Below are 18073 nucleotides of genomic sequence, written 5' to 3'. Positions count from 1 at the left end.
GCGTACGCGCGGGCGGCCCCGCGCAGGGCCCGCTCGGCGTCGAGCCCGCGGGCGGAGGCGGAGCGCACGAGCGCGAACAGCGCCTCGCCCAGCTCCTCCTCGGTGCGCGGGCCGCCGGGCTCCTCCGCGGCGGGGACCGCGGGCTCGAGGTCGTGCTTGCGGGCCCGCGCGAGGGTCTTCTCCGCGAGGGCCAGGGCCGGCAGGTGCGGCGGGATGCCGTCGAAGGGCCCGGTCCGCTCGGGCTTCTCGGCCCGCTTGAGGTCCTCCCAGCGGGAGTGCAGCTGCTCGAGGGTCTGCTCCCCCGCGACGTCCCCGGTGGCGCCGGCGCCGAAGACGTGGGGGTGGCGGCGGACCAGCTTGGCGGTGATGGCCTCGAGCACGTCGGCCACGTCGAAGCCGCCCTCGGCGCGCGGGCGCTCCTGGGCGACCCGGGAGTGGAAGACCACCTGCAGCAGGACGTCCCCGAGCTCCTCGACGAGCAGCCCGGCGTGGGCCGCCGGCCCGCCCTCGGCCTCCACGGCCTCGACGACCTCGTAGGCCTCCTCCACGAGGTAGCGCACGAGGGACTCGTGGGTCTGCTGCCCGTCCCACGCGCACCCGCCCGGGGAGCGCAGCCGGTCCATGACCGCCACGAGCTCCGCGAAGCGCTGCCCGGTCCGCTCCGGGACGCCGAGCCCCGCCGCGACGTCGTCGGTGCCGTGCCCCTGGCTCATGCGTGCATCCCCTCGAAGCCGTCGGTGATCATCCCGTCCAGGGCGGTGCGGTCCTCGAGCGGGAGGAAGGCGGCGGCCGCGGCGTTGCGCTGCAGCCGCTCCAGGTCCTCGAGCCCGTAGCCGAAGTGCTTCACGAGCAGGGCCAGCTCGTCCGTGACCGTGGTCCCGCTCATCAGCCGGTTGTCCGGGGAGATGGTCACCGTGAAGCCGGTCCGGTAGAGCATGTCCACCGGGTGCCGCTCGGGACCGCCGCCGAACGCCGCCACGGCCCCGGTCTGGAGATTGGACGTGGGGCACACCTCGAGGGCGATGCCCCGGTCCCGGACCCACTCGGCCGTGCGGCCGAGGTCGACGACGGCGACGTCCTCCAGGTAGTCGATGTCGATGTCCTCCGCGATGCGCACCCCGTGGCCCAGGCGCAGGGCGCGGCCCGTGGCCAGCGCGTCCCGGATCGACTCGATGCCGGCGGCCTCCCCGGCGTGGAGGGTGACGGGCACCAGCTCGTCCGCGAGCAGCTCGAGGGCGGCCCGGTGGCGGGCGGGCGGGTAGCCGTCCTCGGGTCCCGCGAGGTCGAAGGCCACCACGCCGCGGTCCCGGTTGTCCACCACGAGGCGGGCGACCTCGAGGGAGCGCTCGGCGTGGCGCATGGCGCAGAGGATCTGGGTGACGGACACGATGTGGCCCGCGTCCTCCGCGGCCAGCACTCCCTCCGAGAGCCCGAGCCGGACGGCCTCGACGGCCTCCGCCATCGACAGGCCGCCGGCGGTGTGCTGCTCCGGGGCCCAGCGCACCTCGGCGTGGACCACCCCGTCCGCCACGAGGTCCTCGACGTACTCCCGGGCGCAGCGCACGAGCGCCTCGGGGGTCTGCATCACGGCGACCGTGTGCTCGAAGGTCGCCAGGTAGCGCAGCAGCGAGCCGGAGTCGGCGCTCTCCCGCACCCACCGGCCCAGCGCCTCGGGCTCCTCGGCCGGCAGCCGGTGCCCGGCGGCGGCGGCCAGCTCGACCACCGTGGCCGGGCGCAGGGCGCCGTCGAGGTGGTCGTGCAGGCACACCTTGGGCAGGTCGCGCAGGACCCGGTCCGGCACGCGGCCCGGGTGCTGTTCGGCGGAGGTCAGCATCACGGTCGGGACGGCCCCTGTCTCGGTCGGTCTCAGTAGTTCCAGTCCTGCAGGGCCTCGTTCATGTGCTGCGGGATGTGCGCCCCGGTGCGGGGGTACATGCGCAGCTCCTCGAGGTAGTTCTGCGCGGGCAGCCGGTCCTCGTAGCGCACGAAGGCCTCCTCGTCCGCGTAGTCGAAGGACACCTCCGGGGGGATGCCCGGCCGGAAGCGGAACATCATCGCCAGCGGGGCCCCGTTGCCCTCCACGTAGGACTCGTCCTTGAGCTCCTGCACGTGCAGCAGCTCCTCGGGGACGAGGTCGAAGGTGCGGCGCTGGTCCCAGAAGCCGTTCTTCCGCACGTGGGTCAGGGCGTCGTAGTAGGTGCCCAGGGCCCGCACCCGCACGAGCACGGTGGAGACGTCCATCGCCGTGCCGTCCTCGCCGAACAGGCGCCGCTGGGCGTCCGCGAGCCGGCGCAGGACGTCGACCTCCTTGAGCACGAGGTTGCCCTCGGCCAGCTTGTCCTGGGAGGGCCGGTCCTGGGCCCCCGCCGGGGCCCGGTAGGACGGGGAGACGTCGGTGGAGACCGCGGTCTCCGGGGCGGAGGAGTCGTGGTCGTCCCCGGCGGCGGTGCCGGCGGCGGCCGCGGCGTCCCGCCACGCGGCGCGCCACTGCGGGGTGGCCAGCCGTCCGGTGTCGGGCCGGCCGGGCGTGAGGTCGATCATGGGCCGCTCCCGGGTCCAGCGCCGCGGCGCCGCGGCCGGGCGGGGGCCGGGCCGGGCCGCCGGGGGCTCCGTGCGGGAGCGGGCCAGGTCGGGGTGGACCACGGTGGCGCCGTTGGTCGCGTGCAGATAGCCCTCGCCGTGGAGCTGGTCGTAGGCGGTGACCACGGAGCCGCGCGAGATCCCCAGCCGGGCGGCGAGCCCGCGGGTGGAGGGCAGCGCGTCCCCCGGGCGCAGGGTCCCGGAGACCACCAGCTCCCGCAGCTGCTGGACGAGCTGGGCGGGCAGCGGCGCGGGATCGGCCCGGTCCACGCGCACGGGCAGCTCGACGTCGTGGGGGTGCCGCACGGTCCGCTCCTCTCCCTCGGAACTCCTGTGGTCCAACAGATTCTATCGATGGTGGACCTGTCGGTGGACCACTTCCGGCCGCAGGATGGACTCCATGACCGATCTGCAGACTGCCCATGCCCAGAACCCCGCCGGCGGCACCACCCGCCCCACCGCCTCGGACGCGACCCCGCTGACCGGCTCCCCGCTCGTCAAGCGCGGCCTCGCCGACATGCTCAAGGGCGGCGTCATCATGGACGTCGTCACCGCCGAGCAGGCCCGCATCGCCGAGGACGCCGGCGCCGTGGCCGTGATGGCCCTCGAGCGCGTGCCTGCCGACATCCGCGCCCAGGGCGGCGTGGCCCGCATGTCCGACCCCGACCTGATCGAGGGCATCCAGGCCGCCGTCTCCATCCCCGTCATGGCGAAGGTGCGCATCGGCCACTTCGTGGAGGCGCAGGTGCTCGAGCACCTGAAGGTCGACTACATCGACGAGTCCGAGGTCCTCTCCCCCGCCGACTACGTCAACCACATCGACAAGCAGCGCTTCACCGTCCCGTTCGTGTGCGGGGCCACCAACCTGGGCGAGGCCCTGCGCCGGCTCGCCGAGGGCGCCGCGATGATCCGCTCCAAGGGCGAGGCCGGCACCGGCGACGTCTCCGAGGCCACCAAGCACATCCGCACCATCCGCGGGCAGATCGCCGAGCTGCAGGCCCTCTACCGGATCTCCCCCGACGCCCTCTACGTGAAGGCGAAGGAGCTCGCGGCCTCCTACGACATCGTCCTCGAGGTCGCCCGCACCGGGAAGCTGCCGGTCGTGCTGTTCACCGCCGGCGGCGTGGCCACCCCCGCAGACGCCGCCATGATGATGCAGCTCGGTGCCGACGGCGTGTTCGTGGGCTCCGGGATCTTCAAGTCCGGCAACCCCGCGGCCCGGGCGCAGGCCATCGTGAAGGCCACCGCCTACTTCGACGACCCCGAGAAGATCGCCGAGGCCTCCCGCGGGCTCGGCGAGGCGATGGTCGGCATCAACGTGGGCGACCTCCCCGCCCCGCACCGGCTCGCGGAGCGCGGCTGGTGAGTTCCGCGCCCCGCGTGGGCGTCCTCGCCCTCCAGGGCGGGGTCGCCGAGCACGCCGCGATGCTGCGGGAGCTGGGCGCCGAGCCCGTGCTCGTGAAGACGGCCGAGCAGCTCGCCGGGCTGGACGCGATCGTCCTGCCCGGCGGGGAGTCCTCCACCGTGGACCGGCTGCTGCGCCTGTTCGGGCTGCGGGAGCCGCTGCGGGACGCCGTGCTCGGCGGCCTGCCCACGCTGGGCACGTGCGCCGGCCTCATCCTGCTCGCGTCCGGCATCGAGGACCCAGCCCCCGGCCAGCAGACCCTCGAGGTCCTGGACGTCACCGTGGCCCGCAACGCGTTCGGACCCCAGACGGCCTCCGAGGAGGTCGTGCTCGCGTGGGGCCGCGGCGGGGACGTGGTGCGCGCGGCCTTCATCCGCGCCCCCGCGGTGACCCGCGTCGGCGAGGGCGTCGAGGTCCTCGCCCGGCACCGGGGCGAGGTGGTCGCGGTGGCGAGCGGCGCCGTCGTCGGCATCTCGTTCCACCCCGAGCTGACCGGGGAGACCACGGTGCACCGGCACCTGCTCTCCCTCGTGGCCGCCCGGCGCGGACTCCCCGCCTGAGCCGCCCCGCCCCGTGCGGGGCGGCTCAGTAGCTGCCGGACGCCCCGCCGCCGGTGAATCCGCCGCCCCCGCCGAACGAGGAGCCGCCCTGCCCGTCCCCGCTCGTGCCTCCGCCCGAGCCGCCGGAGTACAGCCCCGGGTTGGCCAGGTAGAGCGGGAGCCACACGGCCGGGTTCGTGACGGCGTCCGGCTTGCGGTGGTGGTAGCGGTACGTCCGGTACGCCGCGTGCTGCTCCTCGGTGAGCCGCAGCTCCGGGTCGCGCTGCCGGGCCGCCCGCAGCTCCTCGTCGGCGATCCGGCGCCGGCGGTGGAGGTCCGCGGCGATCCACCACGCCACCAGCACGCCGACCAGGCCGAAGCCGCCCGCGACCCAGCCGAGCAGGGCCCAGTCGAAGGGCTCCCGCGGCGGCTCCCCGCCCTGCGCGTAGACGTGGATCTGCTCGACGGCCTCGCCGAGGCCCTGCGCGTAGCGCTCGTCCGCGAAGGCCGGCGCCAGCACGTCCTCCACCACGCGTTCCGCCTCGTCGTCCGAGAACCGCTCGCGCACCCCGTCCGCGGTCTCGATCCGCAGCTCCCGGTCCCCGGTGGCGGCGACCACGAGCACGCCGTTGTCCGCCCCGGCGTCGCCCACCTCCCAGGCGGTGGCGACCTCGCGGGCGTAGTCCTCGATCGACCCGGTCGCCTCCTCCACCGTGAGCACGGCGACGCGTGCCGCGTCCGTGCCGGCCCCGCGGTCCTCGATCAGGGCGTCGAGCTGCTGCTCCTGCGCGTCCGTCAGGACGCCGGCGGAGTCCAGGACGTTGGACCCGGCCGGCCGGGCGGGGACCTCCACCGGGTCCGCCGCCCCGCCCGAGCACCCGGTGAGCGCGGCGAGGGCCAGGGCGGTCGCGGCGAGTGCTCTGCGGTCCACGGTGTGCTCCCGTCCGTCCGCGGGCGCTCCGCGGGCTCGTCCCCAGGATGGCCCGCCGGCACCGCTCGGCGGATCCGCCCGCAGGAGGAGCCCCCGGTCCTGGACGGGCGGGGGCTCCTCCTGCGGGCGGACGGGTCAGCTCTTCCGGCGGGCCGGGACCACCATCACGGGACCCTCGCCCTCCTGCAGCACGGCCTGGGAGACGGAGCCCATGAGCAGCCCGCGGAACCCGCCGTAGCCGCGGCTGCCGACCACCACGAGCTCCGCCGACCGCCCGGCCTCCACGAGCTGGTCCGCCGGCTGGCCGGAGAAGACGAACGTCTCGACGTCCAGCTCCGGGTGGTCCTCCCGGACCGACTCCGCCACCTGGTCCACGAGGGACTGGGCGGGCTCGGTGAGCTGCTCGCGCACGGCCCGGTCCAGGTCCGCGGAGCCCGTCGGCATGCTCATGGCCTCCGGCACCACGGTGACCAGCGCCAGGCCCGCGCCGTGCCGTGCGGCGTACCGCCCGGCCGCCAGGACGGCCGGGTTGTCCCGGCCGAGCCGGTCCACGCCGACCACCACGCGGCCCGCGAAGGGGCCGGTCGCCCCGCGGGCGTCCCGTGCCCGCGGGTCCCAGCGGTCCGGGAGGACGATCACGGGGCACTTCGCGTGCGCCGCCGCCGCGGCCGTGACCGATCCGAGGCGGCCCCGCACCCCGCGCCGGCCCCGGCGGCCGAGCACCAGGGACGCGGCGTCCTCCGACTCGTGCACCAGCACCCCGGCCGCGTCACCGCGCTCGACGACCGCGACCGCGGTGACGCCGGCGTCCCGGGCCCGGGTGACGGCGGCGGCGGCGACCTTGTCCGCCTCCTCCTCGATCGCCTCCAGGAACGGCCCGTAGAGACTGGGGTCCACGGCGACGGGCCGGCCCATGGAGACCACCACCCTGAGCTCGCCGGCGAGGGTACCGGCCTCCTGGATCGCCCAGTCCAGGGCCCGTTCGCTGTTCTCGGAGCCGTCGTAGCCGACGACGATCTGTTCCGGCATGGGGTGCCGCCTCCTGGTCTCGCCGTGGGGGTGGGGTGCTCAGGGGCGGTGCGCGGGCACCACCATGACCGGGCCGGTGGCGTTCTCCAGCACCGCCTGGGAGACCGAGCCGAGCAGCAGCCCCCGGAAGCCGCCGATGCCGCGGGAGCCCACCACGACCATGTCCGCGGAGTGCGTGGCGTTCATCAGGATGCGGGCGGGCCGGCCCACGAAGATGTGGTGCTCGACCGTCAGCTCGGGGTGCTGCGCGGCGATCTCGTCGGAGATCTGGGTGAGCTTCTGGTCCGCCTCGTGGAAGTACCGGGCCTGGTTGAACTCGTCCTGGAACCAGGAGGGCGTGCCGGACAGGGCCCCGTTCACGGAGACCAGCGCCAGGGCCTTGCCGTGCTCCTGGGCGTAGGCCACGGCCTTGCCCAGCGCCGGGCTGCGGGAGCCGAGGGCGTCCAGGCCCACGACCACCCGGCCGGTGAAGTCGATCTGGTCGGCCTTGACCGGCCCGTCGGCCTCGAGCGCGAAGTCGCCCGCGCTGCCGCCGCGCCGCTCGGGGTGCCGTTCGGGGCTCCGGCTCTCGGCGGCCTCGGGGACGATGATCACCGGGCACTTCGCGTGCGCGGCGACCGCCGCGGACACCGAGCCCAGCCGGCCGCGCAGCGCGCCGCCGCGGCCGCGCTTGCCCATGACCACGAGCGCGGCCTCGCCCGACTGCTCCACGACGGCCTTGGCGGCGTCCCCGCCCGCCTCCACGACCTCGACGGGCAGCCCCGCCTGCTCCACGGTCTGCCGGGCCTCGGCCAGGTGGCCGGCGTTCTCCTTCATCACGGCCTCGGTGAACCGCATCTCGAGGCCGGGGTCCCCGACCCCGATGACCGGATAGGCGCCGAGCAGGCGCACGGTCAGGTCCTGGGCGCGGGCCTCCTCGAGGGCGCGCTCGAGCGCGTGGCGGGCCTGGTCGGATCCGTCGATGCCGACGAGCACGACGTTGTGCCCGGAGTCGGCGGTGGGCTGGTTCTCTGCGCGAGGATCACTGTTCATGTCTGCATCGTAGGTGATCCGCCCCACAACACCGGGTACGCTCCGGGTTGTTACCGTGCGTTCCGGAGCAGAGCCAGGAGTCGCCGCGGGCCCGCAGCCCCAGGGTCAGGGCCCGGGCCCCCAGGTAGCCGCCGGCGTAGGCGGTCCACAGCCACACGAACCCTCCGGTCCCCGTCCCGGCGGAGTGCGCCACGAGCAGCAGCAGCGGGGCGTAGACCGCCAGGTTGAGCACTCCGGCCACCGCGAGGTAGCGGGCGTCCCCGGCCCCGATGAGCACCCCGTCCAGGACGAAGACGTACGCGGCCAGCGGCTGGCCGACCGCCACCACCAGCAGGGCCGCCGCGAACAGGGCCTGCACCGCGGGATCGGGGCTGAGCAGGAACCCCAGCCGGGTGCCGACCAGGGCCACCAGGAGGCCCGTGACCACGCCGAAGCCGAGCCCCCACAGGACCAGCCGGTTCATGAGAGCCCGGACCGCCCGCCGCTGCACGGGGTCGGTCACGTCCCGCGCCCCCATGTCCCGGCCCAGCAGCGCCTGCGCCGCGATGGCGAGGGCGTCGAGGGCGTAGGCCAGGAAGTTGAAGAACGTCATCACGAGCTGGTGCGCGGCGAGGTTCTGGGCGCCCTGTCCCGTGACCACCAGGACGGTCGCGAGGATCGCGACCCGCAGGGAGACGGTGCGCAGCATGAGCCAGGAGCCCACCGTGAGGTGCGAGCGCAGCCGGGGCCACGTGGTCGCGGGCCCCACGCCGTGCTCGCGGGCGAGCCGGCGGAGGATCCGCAGGTACGCCAGCGCCATGGCCCACTGCACGGCGCTCGTGCCGATCGCCGCGCCGGCCACCCCCAGGCCCGCCCCGTGCACGAGCAGGAGGTTGAGCCCCGCGTTGGCCGCGGCCCCGACCCCGGCGATGAGCAGCGGGGTCCTGGTGTCCTGGAGGCCGCGGAGCACACCGGTGGCCGCGAGCACCAGGAGCATGGCGGTCAGTCCGGGCAGGGACCAGTGCAGGTAGACGACGGCGTGCTCCAGGACCTCGCCGCGCGCGCCCATCAGCGCCAGCAGCGGCCGGCCCAGCGCCCAGCCCGCCGCGGACAGGAGCAGGCCGAACCCCGCGGCCACCCACAGCCCGTCCCGGCCCACCGCCACGGCCTCCTGGAGCCGGCCCGCCCCGAGGTGCCGGGCCACCGCAGGGGTGGTGCTGTAGGCGAGGAAGACCATGAGCCCCACGACCGTCTGCAGGACGGCCGCGGCCACGCCCACGCCGGCGAGCTGGGGGGTGCCGAGGTGGCCGACGATCGCGGAGTCCGCCAGCAGGAACAGCGGCTCGGCCACGAGCGCCCCGAAGGCGGGGACGGCCAGGGCCAGGATCTGCCGGTTGAGGCCGCGGGGGCGGGAGGTCGTCGTCACCGGTCCAGGCTACCGACGACCTCCCGCCCCCCGCGGCACACCCCCGGACGGGACGCGGCCCGGGAGCGGCGGTGCTCAGAAGGGGTAGTGCGGGACGTCCGGGCTGATCGTGATCCACTGCGTCTCGGTGAACGCGTCGATGTTGGCGGTCGGCCCGCCGAACCGGGAGCCGGTGCCGGAGGCGCCCATGCCGCCGAAGGGGGCGTTGGCCTCGTCGGCGACCGTCATCTCGTTGATGTGGATCTTGCCGGAGCGGATCCTGTCGGCGATCTTCATGGCCTCGCCGACGTCCCCGACGATGGACACCGAGAGCCCGTACTCGGAGGCGTTGGCGAACTCCACCGCCTCCTCCGCACTGGACACCTTCATCACGGGCGCCACCGGCCCGAAGATCTCGTCCTTCCAGGCCGTCATCTCGTGGGTCAGCTCGGAGAGCACCGTGGGCCGGTAGAACAGGCCCTCGTGGGACCCCCCGGCCACCACCCGGGCGCCGGCGATGGCGGTCTCCTGCACGATCGCGTCGATGGCCTTGAGCTGGCGCTCGTCGATGATCGGGCCGAGGTGCACGGGTCCGCCGGAGGGGTCCCCGACCACCAGGGCCTCCGCCTTCGCCGCGAGCTTGTCCACGTACTCGTCGTGCAGGTCCTCGTGCACCAGGTGGCGCCCGGTGGTCATGCAGATCTGTCCCTGGTGGAAGAAGGAGCCCATCGCCCCGACCCCCGCGGCCAGGTCCACGTCCGCGCCGGGCAGGACGATGACCACGTTGTTGCCGCCCAGCTCGAGGTGGGCACGCTTGAGGTGCTGCGCCGCCGCGGCGCCCACGTGCCGGCCGGCGGCCGTGGACCCGGTGAAGGACACGACGTTCACGTGCGGGGCCTCGACCGTGGCGGCCCCGACGTCACCGCCGCCGGGCAGCAGCTGCAGGACGCCGGGCGGCAGCCCGGCCTCCTCGAAGACGCGCATGATGAGCGCGCCGCCGGTGACCGAGGTGCGGGGGTCCGGCTTGAGCAGCACCGCGTTGCCCAGGGCCAGGGCGGGGGCCACGGAGCGGATCGAGAGGATCAGCGGGAAGTTGAACGGCGAGATCACGGAGACCACCCCGACCGGCACCCGGCGGGACAGCGACCAGTGCGGGGCGTCGGAGGGCAGGTACTCCCCGTGCGGGTGGGTCGGCAGCGCCGAGGACTCGTAGCACTCCGCGGCCGCGACCGAGGCCTCCAGCCCGGCCTTGGGCTGGATCGCCCCGGTCTCCCGGACCACCCAGTCCATGACCTCCTCGGCGTACTCCTCGAACAGCAGGCCGGCGCGGCGCAGCACCGAGGCGCGCTCGGAGGGCTTCAGCGCCGCCCACTCCTTCTGGGCCGCTGCGGCCTTCTCGGCCGCCTCGTACACGTCCTCGGGGGAGGCGAAGCCGATCTGCCCCAGCGTCTCGTCCGTCGACGGGTTCGTGACGTCCTCGGTGCCGCCGCGGCCGTCGCGCCATCCGTTGACGTAGATCTTTCCGGTCCACACCGATGTGTCCAGCAGTGCCATGGGTCGAACTCCTCGGGTTCCGGCCGCGGGTCGGACCGCCGGACGGCGGGGTGACCCACGGCACACGTGCAGTGCGGATTATTCTGCGCCTTCCTGGGAGCGCGCACGGAACGCCGCGCGGACGCCGTCACAGCCCCCGGAGGCGGCCCATCTCCCGGCGGTCCTTCTTGGTGGGCCGCCCGGCGCCCCGGTCCCGCCGCGGGACCGCGGCGTGCAGCGCCGGGGGCGGGGGCGGGCTGTGGTCCACGTAGGCCTTCGCGGCGACGGGCGCCCCGACGCGCTTGGTCAGCAGCTGCACCACCTCCAGGACCTGTTCGTGACCGGGACGGCGCACGGTCACCCGCTGGCCGGGCCGCACCGGCTGGGCGGCCTTGACCGAGGTGCCGTCGATCTTCACGTGGCCGGCGCGGCACGCGGCCGTGGCGGCGGAGCGGGTCTTGAACACGCGCACCGCCCACAGCCACACGTCCACGCGCACGCTCGCGGGGGCCTGCGGCGCGGTCATCGCGCGCCCCGGTCGCTGCGGCGCTGGTCCTCGGTGCGGGTCATGGGGCCATTGTGCCGAATCCGCCGAGCACGGCCGACGCCGGACGGCTCCGCCGCGGCCGCCCGGGCGCGCCGCCCCGGGGGTGTCGCCCGGAGTGGGGACAATGAATTGACTACCGACCAGTGGTGTGCAACATCCCGGCAACGCGCGAACACCTACACTGAGGCACATTCACCGGCGGGCCGCGCACCGGGCACGACGCCGTGCAGCCGGCGGCGGCCCGCCACCTCCCGAGGGAAGGACAGATCCATGAAGAGCAGGTTCCACGGGGCAGCGACCCTGTCCGTGCTGGCCGTCTCCGCGCTGGCCCTGAGCGCGTGCACGAGCACCGGAGGGGGCGAGGAGGCCGCCGGCGAGGGCGAGCTGAGCCTGATCAGCTCCGGCACCCTCACGGTCTGCTCGGACATCCCCTACGCCCCGTTCGAGTACGTCGAGAACGGCGAGACCGTGGGCTTCGACATCGACCTGGTCGACCGGATCGCACAGGACCTCGGCGTGGAGTCGAACGTCATCACCACGCCCTTCGAGGCCATCGAGACGGGCTCCGCGCTGGACACCGACCAGTGCGACCTCGCCGCGTCCGGCATGACGATCACCGAGGAGCGCGAGTCGGTGATGGACTTCTCCGAGCCGTACCTCGACGACAACCTCGCCCTCCTGGTCGCGCCCGGCTCGGACATCCGCTCCGTGGCGGACATCGCGGGCAAGCGCATCGGCGTGCAGCAGGCCACCACCGGGGAGGCCTACGCCCAGGACAACGGGGCGGACGTGGTCCAGTACGAGACCTCCTCGCTGATGATCCAGGGGCTCAACACCGACGACGTCGAGGCCGCGCTCGGCAACATCTCCGTGACCGGCCCCGCGATCGAGGACAACCCCGAGCTGCAGCTGGTCGAGGAGATCGAGACCGGGGAGCAGCTGGGCCTGGCCGTCAAGACCGGCAACACGGCCCTGCTGGACCAGGTCAACGAGACGCTGGCGGCCATGCAGGAGGACGGCTCCCTCGAGGAGCTCGAGGCCGAGTGGCTGGGCGCCGACGAGGCGGCAGGGTCCGCGAGCCCGGAGCCGGCCGCGAGCTGACCCGTCGTCGCCCCCGGTCCACGGGGGTGACGAGCAGCACGGACGCCGTGGCCCGCGCGAAGCGGGCCGCGGCGCCGTCGTCCGCAGGCTGGAGCCGGGCGGACGCCCCCGCGCCCTCCGCTCCGCCACGACGACAGGGGAAGCTCCCGTGACCACCGACTCCGGCCTCGAGCTGCAGCACGTCCATCCCGGCGTCCGGCCGCAGGACGACCTGTACCGCCACGTCAACGGCGGCTGGATCGAGGCGCACGAGCTGCCGGACGACCGTGCGTTCGACGGCGCCTCCGCGATCCTCACCGACCGGAACACGCAGCGGGTGCACGAGATCGTGCAGGAGGCGCCCGCCGGGTCGCGGATGGGGGCGCTGTACCGGTCCTTCCTCGACGAGGAGCAGATCGAGCGCCGCGGCCTGGCCGCCCTGGCCCCGGACCTCGCGGTGCTCGACGCCGCCCGGGGCCGGGAGGGGCTCGCCCGCGCCTCGGCCGCCCTGCACCGCACCGGCGTGGACGGGCCGCTGTCCTTCTTCGTGGAGAACGACTCCCGGGACTCCTCCCGCTACTCCTTCTTCCTGCGCCAGGACGGGCTGTCCCTGCCCACGGACAGCTACTACACGGACCCGCAGCACGAGCGGCTGCGCACGGCGTTCACCGCCCACGTCGCGGCGATGCTCGAGCTCGCGGGCCTGCCGGCCCGCTGGGGCGTGCCCGCCGGGGACGCCGCGGCGACCGTGCTCGCCATGGAGACGCAGCTCGCCGCCGCCCACTGGGACACCGTCTCCGCACGGGACGTCGAGGAGATGTACAACCCCGTGGACGTGGCCGGTCTGGAGGCCATGGCGCCCGGCTTCCCGTGGACGGCTTGGCTCGAGGGCACCGCCCCGGGGCGCGGCGCGGGGATCTTCGACCGGGTCATCGTGCGCCAGCCCTCCTTCGTGGCGCAGCTGGGCCGGCTGTGGCAGGAGTGGTCCGAGGAGCAGATCCGGATCTGGCAGTCGTGGCGGATCGTGTCCAAGCGCGCCCCGTTCCTGTCCCGGCCGTTCGTCGAGGAGAACTTCCGCTTCTACAGCACCGCCCTGTCCGGGATCACCCGCCCCCGCGAGCGCTGGAAGCGGGCCGAGTTCCTGGTCACCCGGATCCTCGGCGACGACGTGGCGCGCGAGTACGTGGCCCGCTGGTTCCCGCCGGCGCACAAGGCCCGGGTGGAGCAGCTCGTGGCGCACCTGTTCGCCGCGTACCGGGAGCGGATCTCGCGGCTCGAGTGGATGTCGGAGGCCACCCGGGCCCGCGCCCTGGAGAAGCTGTCCACGTTCACGGTCAAGGTCGGCTACCCGGAGACCTGGCGGGACTACTCCTCCCTGGAGCCGGACCCCGAGGACCTGCTCGGCAACGTCCGGGCGGGGCTGGCGCTGGAGCACGACCGCACCGTCGGGAAGATGGGCACCCCCGTGGACCGCGGCGAGTGGTTCCTCTACCCCCACTGGGTCAACGCCTACTTCCACCCCGTGCTCAACGAGGTGGTCTTCCCCGCCGGGATCCTGCAGCCGCCGTTCTTCGACATCGAGGCCGACGACGCCGTGTGCTACGGCGCGATCGGCTCCGTGATCGGCCACGAGATCGGCCACGGCTTCGACGACCAGGGCGCCAAGTACGACGCCCTGGGCCACCTGGAGAACTGGTGGACGGACGAGGACCGGGCGGAGTTCGCCCGGCGCACCGCCGCGCTCGTCGCCCAGTACGACGGCTGCACGCCGCGCGGGCTGGACCCGGCCCGGCACCGCGTCAGCGGGGCCTTCACGGTGGGCGAGAACATCGGGGACCTGGGCGGGCTGGAGATCGCTCTGGTGGCCTACCGGATGTCCCTGGCCGAGCGGGGCCTGGACCAGGACAGCGCGCCGGTGCTCGACGGCCTGACCGGCGCGGAGCGCTTCTTCTACGCCTACGCGGCGCTGTGGCGCTCGACCGCCCGGGAGCAGGAGCTGGTCAACCGGCTGGCCACCGACCCGCACGCCCCGGACGAGTTCCGCTGCAACCGGGTGGTGCAGAACATGTTCGCGTTCCACGACACCTTCGGCACCCACCCCGGCGACGGCCTGTGGCTGCCCCCGGAGGAGCGCGTCAACATCTGGTGAGTCGGTACGGCTAGTCCAGGACCGGCAGCTCGGTGGTCTCGAAGCGCTCCCGGAAGAAGGCCGGGTTGCGCCGGTACTGGACGAGCATCATCGCGACGCCTAGCAGCAGGATGCCCACCCCCAGGAGGAACACGAGGCCCACGCCGCCGATCTGCGACCCGGAGCCGTAGTCCGGGTCCATCGAGTCGTAGGCCGTCTGCCCGAAGAACACGAGCAGCAGGATCCCCCCGAGCAGCGGTGCGAGGAACTTGGTGAACGCGTTCTTCGGCCCCCGGAACGCCTCGCGGCGGAAGTACCAGACGCAGGCCAGGGCGGTGACCCCGTAGTAGAAGCAGACCATCATGCCGAGGGTGGTGATGGTGTCCCAGAGGACGTTCTCGGAGACCACGCGCATCACGGCGTAGAAGCCCGCGGAGATCACGGCCGCCGCGACCGTCGCGTAGCCCGGGGTCTGGAACCGCGGGGTGACCCGGGCGAACTTCCCCGGCAGCGCGCCGTAGTAGCCCATGGCCAGCATCGTGCGGGCCGGGGAGACGAACGTGGACTGCAGGGAGGCCGCCGAGGAGGACAGCACCGCGAGGGACATCAGGATCGCGAAGGGGCCCATCACGGGCCCCGCAAGGGCCGCGAAGATGTTCTCCTGGATCTCCTCGTTGCCCATGCCCAGCCCCTGGTCGGAGACCCCGGAGAACGTGAGCACCGCGAGGGCGATGGTCATGTAGAGGGCCACGATCACGAAGATGGTGGTCAGGGCGGCCCTGCCCGGGGTGGTCGCCGAGCCCTTGGTCTCCTCGTTGATGGTGAGCACCACGTCCCAGCCCCAGTAGATGAACACGGACAGGGACACGCCCGCCGCGAACGCGGAGAAGGACTCGACGCCGAACGGGTTGAACCACTCGGCGCGCACGGTGAGCCCCTCGTAGGCGGTGCCGGCGGCCACGTGGCCGAAGGCCGCGATCGAGAACCACAGGAGCACGACCGCCTGGAACGCCACGAGCACGTACTGGAACGCCTTGGTGGTCTCCATCCCGCGGTACGAGATCCAGGCGGCCAGGGCCACGAACACGAGGCACGTGGCCACGTTGACGGGCACGTTGCGCGTGAGCTCGGCGATGGCGTCGTTGCCGGTGATCTGGGCGAGGGCGAGGTAGAGGAAGTCCACGGCCACGCCGGCGAGGTTGGAGAGCACCAGGATGGTGGCGGCCAGCAGCCCCCAGCCGCCCATCCAGCCCAGCCACGGCCCGAAGGCCTTGGAGCCCCAGGTGAAGGTGGTGCCCGAGTCCGGCATGGCCCGGTTGAGCTGCTGGTAGCCGAAGGCCACGAGCAGCATGGGGATGAAGCCCACCAGGAAGATCGCCGGCAGGGAGGTGCCGACCTCCGCGGCGGTGGGGCCCAGGGCGGCGGAGAGGGTGTAGGCCGGGGCGATGCAGGAGACGCCGATGACCACGGAGCCGAGCAGCCCCACGGCGCCCTTGCTCAGGCCCTTGTCGGTGCCGGAGCGTGCCGGCGCCTCGATGTCGGAAGCGCTCATGATCAGTTCTCCTCCGTGCGGGCCGGTCGTGGGACCACGACCATCGGGACCGGGACGTGCTTGAGCAGCCGTGCTGCGGTGGTGCCCAGGAAGGTCTGCCGCCCCTGGGCGAGGCGGGACGAGCCGATGAGCAGGAGGCCGCCGGGAGCCCAGTCGACGTCCTGCGCGGCCTTCTTGAGGGTCCGCCCGGAGGCGACCCGCACGGTCACGGGCCCGGTCCGGCGGGCCTCGGCCGCTGCGGCCTCCAGGTGCTCCTCGACGCGCCGGCGGGCCTGCTCGGTGGCGCCCGGGTCCGCGGCCTCGCCCTCGAGGAACGAGAGGAGCTCCAGCTCCAGGCCGGAGCGCTCGACCGCCTCGGCGGCCTCCCGGATGACCTGGTGCGCCCCGGGGCGGGTGCCCACGGCGGCGTAGACCCGGGTCAGCGGCTCGTCCCCGGGATACCGGCGCGGGGCGAGCGCCACGGGGACCGGCGAGCTGTGCAGCAGCGCGTTCACCACCGAGCCCAGGGTGAAGCGGCCGCCGCCCGTCCCGGCGCCGACCACGATCATCGCGGCCCCCAGCTCGGTGGCGGCCTCGACCAGGCCGGTGGGCACGGACCGCGCCTCCCGCACGTGGGTGCGGGCCGTGATCCCCTCGGGCACCAGGGCGGCGGCCTCGCGCAGCCACTGGTGGGCCTGCCGGCGGAGCACGGGCGAGATGTCCCCCACCGGCGGGTAGACCTGCTGGTACGGGTCGTCCGCGCGCAGCACGAGGACGATCTCGAGCTCGGCGCCCACGTCGCGCGCGAGCGCGACGCCCAGCCGCACGGCGTCCCGGCTGCGCCGGTCGCCGCTGTAGCCGACCACGTAGCGCGGCACCCCGGCGGTGGTCATCGCTCCGCGCCCGTCAGCGAGCCGGCGCCGAGGACCTCGGCCGCGGCGAGCCGGCCCTGCCGCAGGGCGCCGTCGACGTGCTGGTAGCCCTCGGCCGCGAGGTCGGAGCAGGCCCAGCGGATCGGGCCCACCGGGGTGCGCTGGTGGGCGCCGTAGCGGTGCAGGCCGCCGAGGTCGTAGCTGGCGGCGTAGGCGCCGCGGGTCCACTCCTCGGAGCCGAAGTCGGACTCGTAGTAGACCACCGGGTGCAGGGCCTCCTCCCCCAGGTAGTGGGAGAGGGACTCGAGGATCAGTCGGCGGCGCTCCTCGGCGGGCAGGCCGAAGAGCTCGTCGGCCCGCTCGTCCGAGACGAAGCCGACCAGGGTGCCGCGCGGGTCCCCGTGGTTGGTGTTGTCGTAGACCTCCTGGGAGAGCTCGTGGGCGCCGAAGCCGGTGCCGGAGAGGCCCTTGTCCCGCCAGAAGGGCGTCTCGTAGACGGCGTGCACCTTGATCACGAGGCCCAGCGACTGGTGCTGGTGCATCTGGTGCTGCAGCCGCGGCAGGGGCGGCTCGAAGGAGATCCGGGAGTAGAGGTTGGGCGGGACGGCCACGACCACGTCCTTCGCCCGCACTGTGAGCCGGTCGGACCACACGGTCACCGGGGTGCCCGGGACGTGCTCGGCGTAGGTCCCGTCCGCGCCGGCCCAGCGGATCGTGCGCACCGGGGTGTCAAGGAAGACGACGTCCTCGCCCAGCTCTGCCGCCATGGTCTCCGAGACGGACTGCATGCCGCCGACCACGCGCCGGTCGAGGATGAAGTCCTCGTCCACGAGGTTCGAGAAGGACCCGGCGGAGGCGGCCATGAGCACGGCCTGCAGCACGGAGAACGCGTGCGCGGGCTTGGTGAGCATCCCGCCGGCCACGAAGATCCCGATGTTGCTGCAGGCGGCCTCGTCGTCGGAGTGCTGCCGCAGCCAGTGGTGGAAGGAGATGGTGTCCAGCTCCCGGGCCGCCGGGTGCGCCCACGGCTCGGTGGCGCCGATCTCGGCCACGAGCCCGTCCAGGAGCGCGATGAGCTTCTCCATCTCGGCGATCGTGGACTCCCCCGCCGGGAACATCGAGCCGGTGTAGGTGTGGCGGGTCCCGTCCGGCGCCAGGTAGACGGACTCGCCCTCGCGGTAGCGCTGGTAGGTCTCCAGGCCGAGCTCGTCGACCAGCGCCAGCAGCTCGGTCTGGTCGGGGGAGATCCACTGCCCGCCGATCTCCAGGAACGCGCCGTCCACGGTCTTCGACCAGGTGCGCCCACCCACGCGGTCACGGGCCTCGAGGACCGCCACGGTCCGCCCGGCGGCCACGAGCGTGCGGGCGGCCATGAGCCCGGCGGGGCCGGCCCCCACGACGACGACGTCGCGCTCGATCGCGGTCTCGCTGCCCAGGGTGCGTTGATCGGTCACTGTGCTCTCCTTCACACTAAAATGAATT

General features: G+C 74.0%; 16 protein-coding genes. 4 read left to right on the top strand and 12 right to left on the bottom strand.

Going from position 1 to position 18073, the window contains the following annotated elements; genetic code table 11:
* From CRM73_RS07265 to CRM73_RS07255, 3 genes are all read right to left on the bottom strand, one after another.
* Positions 1 to 713 (bottom strand): MazG family protein (locus tag CRM73_RS07265; RefSeq protein ID WP_229587252.1); only part of this gene is annotated, 713 nt, incomplete at its 3' end.
* On the bottom strand, positions 710 to 1834 hold the full coding sequence (locus CRM73_RS07260; RefSeq protein ID WP_017832193.1) for an adenosine deaminase: 1125 nt from the start codon (positions 1832 to 1834) through the stop codon (positions 710 to 712). The genes CRM73_RS07265 and CRM73_RS07260, both read right to left, overlap by 4 nt.
* Positions 1835 to 1866: 32 nt before the next feature.
* Positions 1867 to 2886, bottom strand: a complete 1020-nt coding sequence (locus tag CRM73_RS07255; protein WP_229587251.1) for a GntR family transcriptional regulator — start codon at positions 2884 to 2886, stop codon at positions 1867 to 1869.
* A 94-nt stretch (positions 2887 to 2980) separates the two neighbouring features.
* On the opposite strand from CRM73_RS07255, the gene pdxS reads away from it, so the two are divergent.
* Together pdxS and pdxT are read left to right on the top strand one after the other, a co-directional pair.
* Positions 2981 to 3946: a pyridoxal 5'-phosphate synthase lyase subunit PdxS gene (gene pdxS, locus CRM73_RS07250; RefSeq protein ID WP_017832949.1), complete on the top strand. Its 966-nt coding sequence runs from the start codon at positions 2981 to 2983 to the stop codon at positions 3944 to 3946.
* Positions 3943 to 4545 (top strand): pyridoxal 5'-phosphate synthase glutaminase subunit PdxT, encoded by a 603-nt coding sequence (pdxT, locus tag CRM73_RS07245; RefSeq protein WP_017832948.1) that lies wholly within the window; start codon positions 3943 to 3945, stop codon positions 4543 to 4545. The genes pdxS and pdxT overlap by 4 nt, the downstream gene beginning before the upstream one ends.
* Positions 4546 to 4570: 25 nt before the next feature.
* On the opposite strand, the gene CRM73_RS07240 is transcribed toward pdxT, so the two are convergent.
* The 6 genes from CRM73_RS07240 to CRM73_RS07215 form a co-directional block, all read right to left on the bottom strand.
* A complete protein-coding gene (locus CRM73_RS07240) occupies positions 4571 to 5455 on the bottom strand; it encodes a YgcG family protein (RefSeq protein ID WP_181372546.1) in 885 nt (294 codons plus the stop codon).
* A 135-nt stretch (positions 5456 to 5590) separates the two neighbouring features.
* On the bottom strand, positions 5591 to 6484 hold the full coding sequence (locus tag CRM73_RS07235) for a universal stress protein (RefSeq protein WP_109243035.1): 894 nt from the start codon (positions 6482 to 6484) through the stop codon (positions 5591 to 5593).
* A 39-nt stretch (positions 6485 to 6523) separates the two neighbouring features.
* Positions 6524 to 7516, bottom strand: coding sequence for a universal stress protein (locus CRM73_RS07230; protein ID WP_031282733.1), 993 nt, complete (start codon positions 7514 to 7516; stop codon positions 6524 to 6526).
* Positions 7506 to 8921: an MATE family efflux transporter gene (locus tag CRM73_RS07225; RefSeq protein ID WP_229587249.1), complete on the bottom strand. Its 1416-nt coding sequence runs from the start codon at positions 8919 to 8921 to the stop codon at positions 7506 to 7508. The genes CRM73_RS07230 and CRM73_RS07225 overlap by 11 nt, the downstream gene beginning before the upstream one ends.
* Before the next feature lie 75 nt (positions 8922 to 8996).
* A complete protein-coding gene (locus CRM73_RS07220; RefSeq protein ID WP_109243036.1) occupies positions 8997 to 10454 on the bottom strand; it encodes a benzaldehyde dehydrogenase in 1458 nt (485 codons plus the stop codon).
* A 127-nt stretch (positions 10455 to 10581) separates the two neighbouring features.
* Positions 10582 to 10959, bottom strand: coding sequence for an RNA-binding S4 domain-containing protein (locus CRM73_RS07215; protein WP_109243037.1), 378 nt, complete (start codon positions 10957 to 10959; stop codon positions 10582 to 10584).
* A 291-nt stretch (positions 10960 to 11250) separates the two neighbouring features.
* Between CRM73_RS07215 and CRM73_RS07210 the strand changes: the two genes are divergently transcribed.
* Entirely contained in the window at positions 11251 to 12081 is an 831-nt protein-coding gene (locus CRM73_RS07210; RefSeq protein WP_109243038.1) for an ABC transporter substrate-binding protein, read from the top strand.
* 148 nt (positions 12082 to 12229) lie between these two features.
* Positions 12230 to 14209, top strand: a complete 1980-nt coding sequence (locus CRM73_RS07205; RefSeq protein ID WP_109243039.1) for a M13 family metallopeptidase — start codon at positions 12230 to 12232, stop codon at positions 14207 to 14209.
* 10 nt (positions 14210 to 14219) lie between these two features.
* On the opposite strand, the gene CRM73_RS07200 is transcribed toward CRM73_RS07205, so the two are convergent.
* From CRM73_RS07200 to CRM73_RS07190, 3 genes are read right to left on the bottom strand one after another with little or no spacing between them, the layout of a single operon-like run.
* On the bottom strand, positions 14220 to 15740 hold the full coding sequence (locus CRM73_RS07200) for an APC family permease (protein ID WP_035925380.1): 1521 nt from the start codon (positions 15738 to 15740) through the stop codon (positions 14220 to 14222).
* 2 nt (positions 15741 to 15742) lie between these two features.
* On the bottom strand, positions 15743 to 16612 hold the full coding sequence (locus CRM73_RS07195) for a universal stress protein (protein ID WP_109244272.1): 870 nt from the start codon (positions 16610 to 16612) through the stop codon (positions 15743 to 15745).
* Positions 16609 to 18045, bottom strand: coding sequence for an NAD(P)/FAD-dependent oxidoreductase (locus CRM73_RS07190; protein WP_172604394.1), 1437 nt, complete (start codon positions 18043 to 18045; stop codon positions 16609 to 16611). Before CRM73_RS07190 ends, CRM73_RS07195 begins: the two co-directional genes overlap by 4 nt.
* Positions 18046 to 18073: the final 28 nt, after the last annotated feature.

Origin of the sequence: Kocuria sp. CCUG 69068, from assembly GCF_020833785.1 — a bacterium.
GTDB classification, from domain to species: Bacteria; Actinomycetota; Actinomycetes; order Actinomycetales; family Micrococcaceae; genus Kocuria; species Kocuria rosea.
This window is presented reverse-complemented; position numbering and strand designations above follow the sequence as displayed.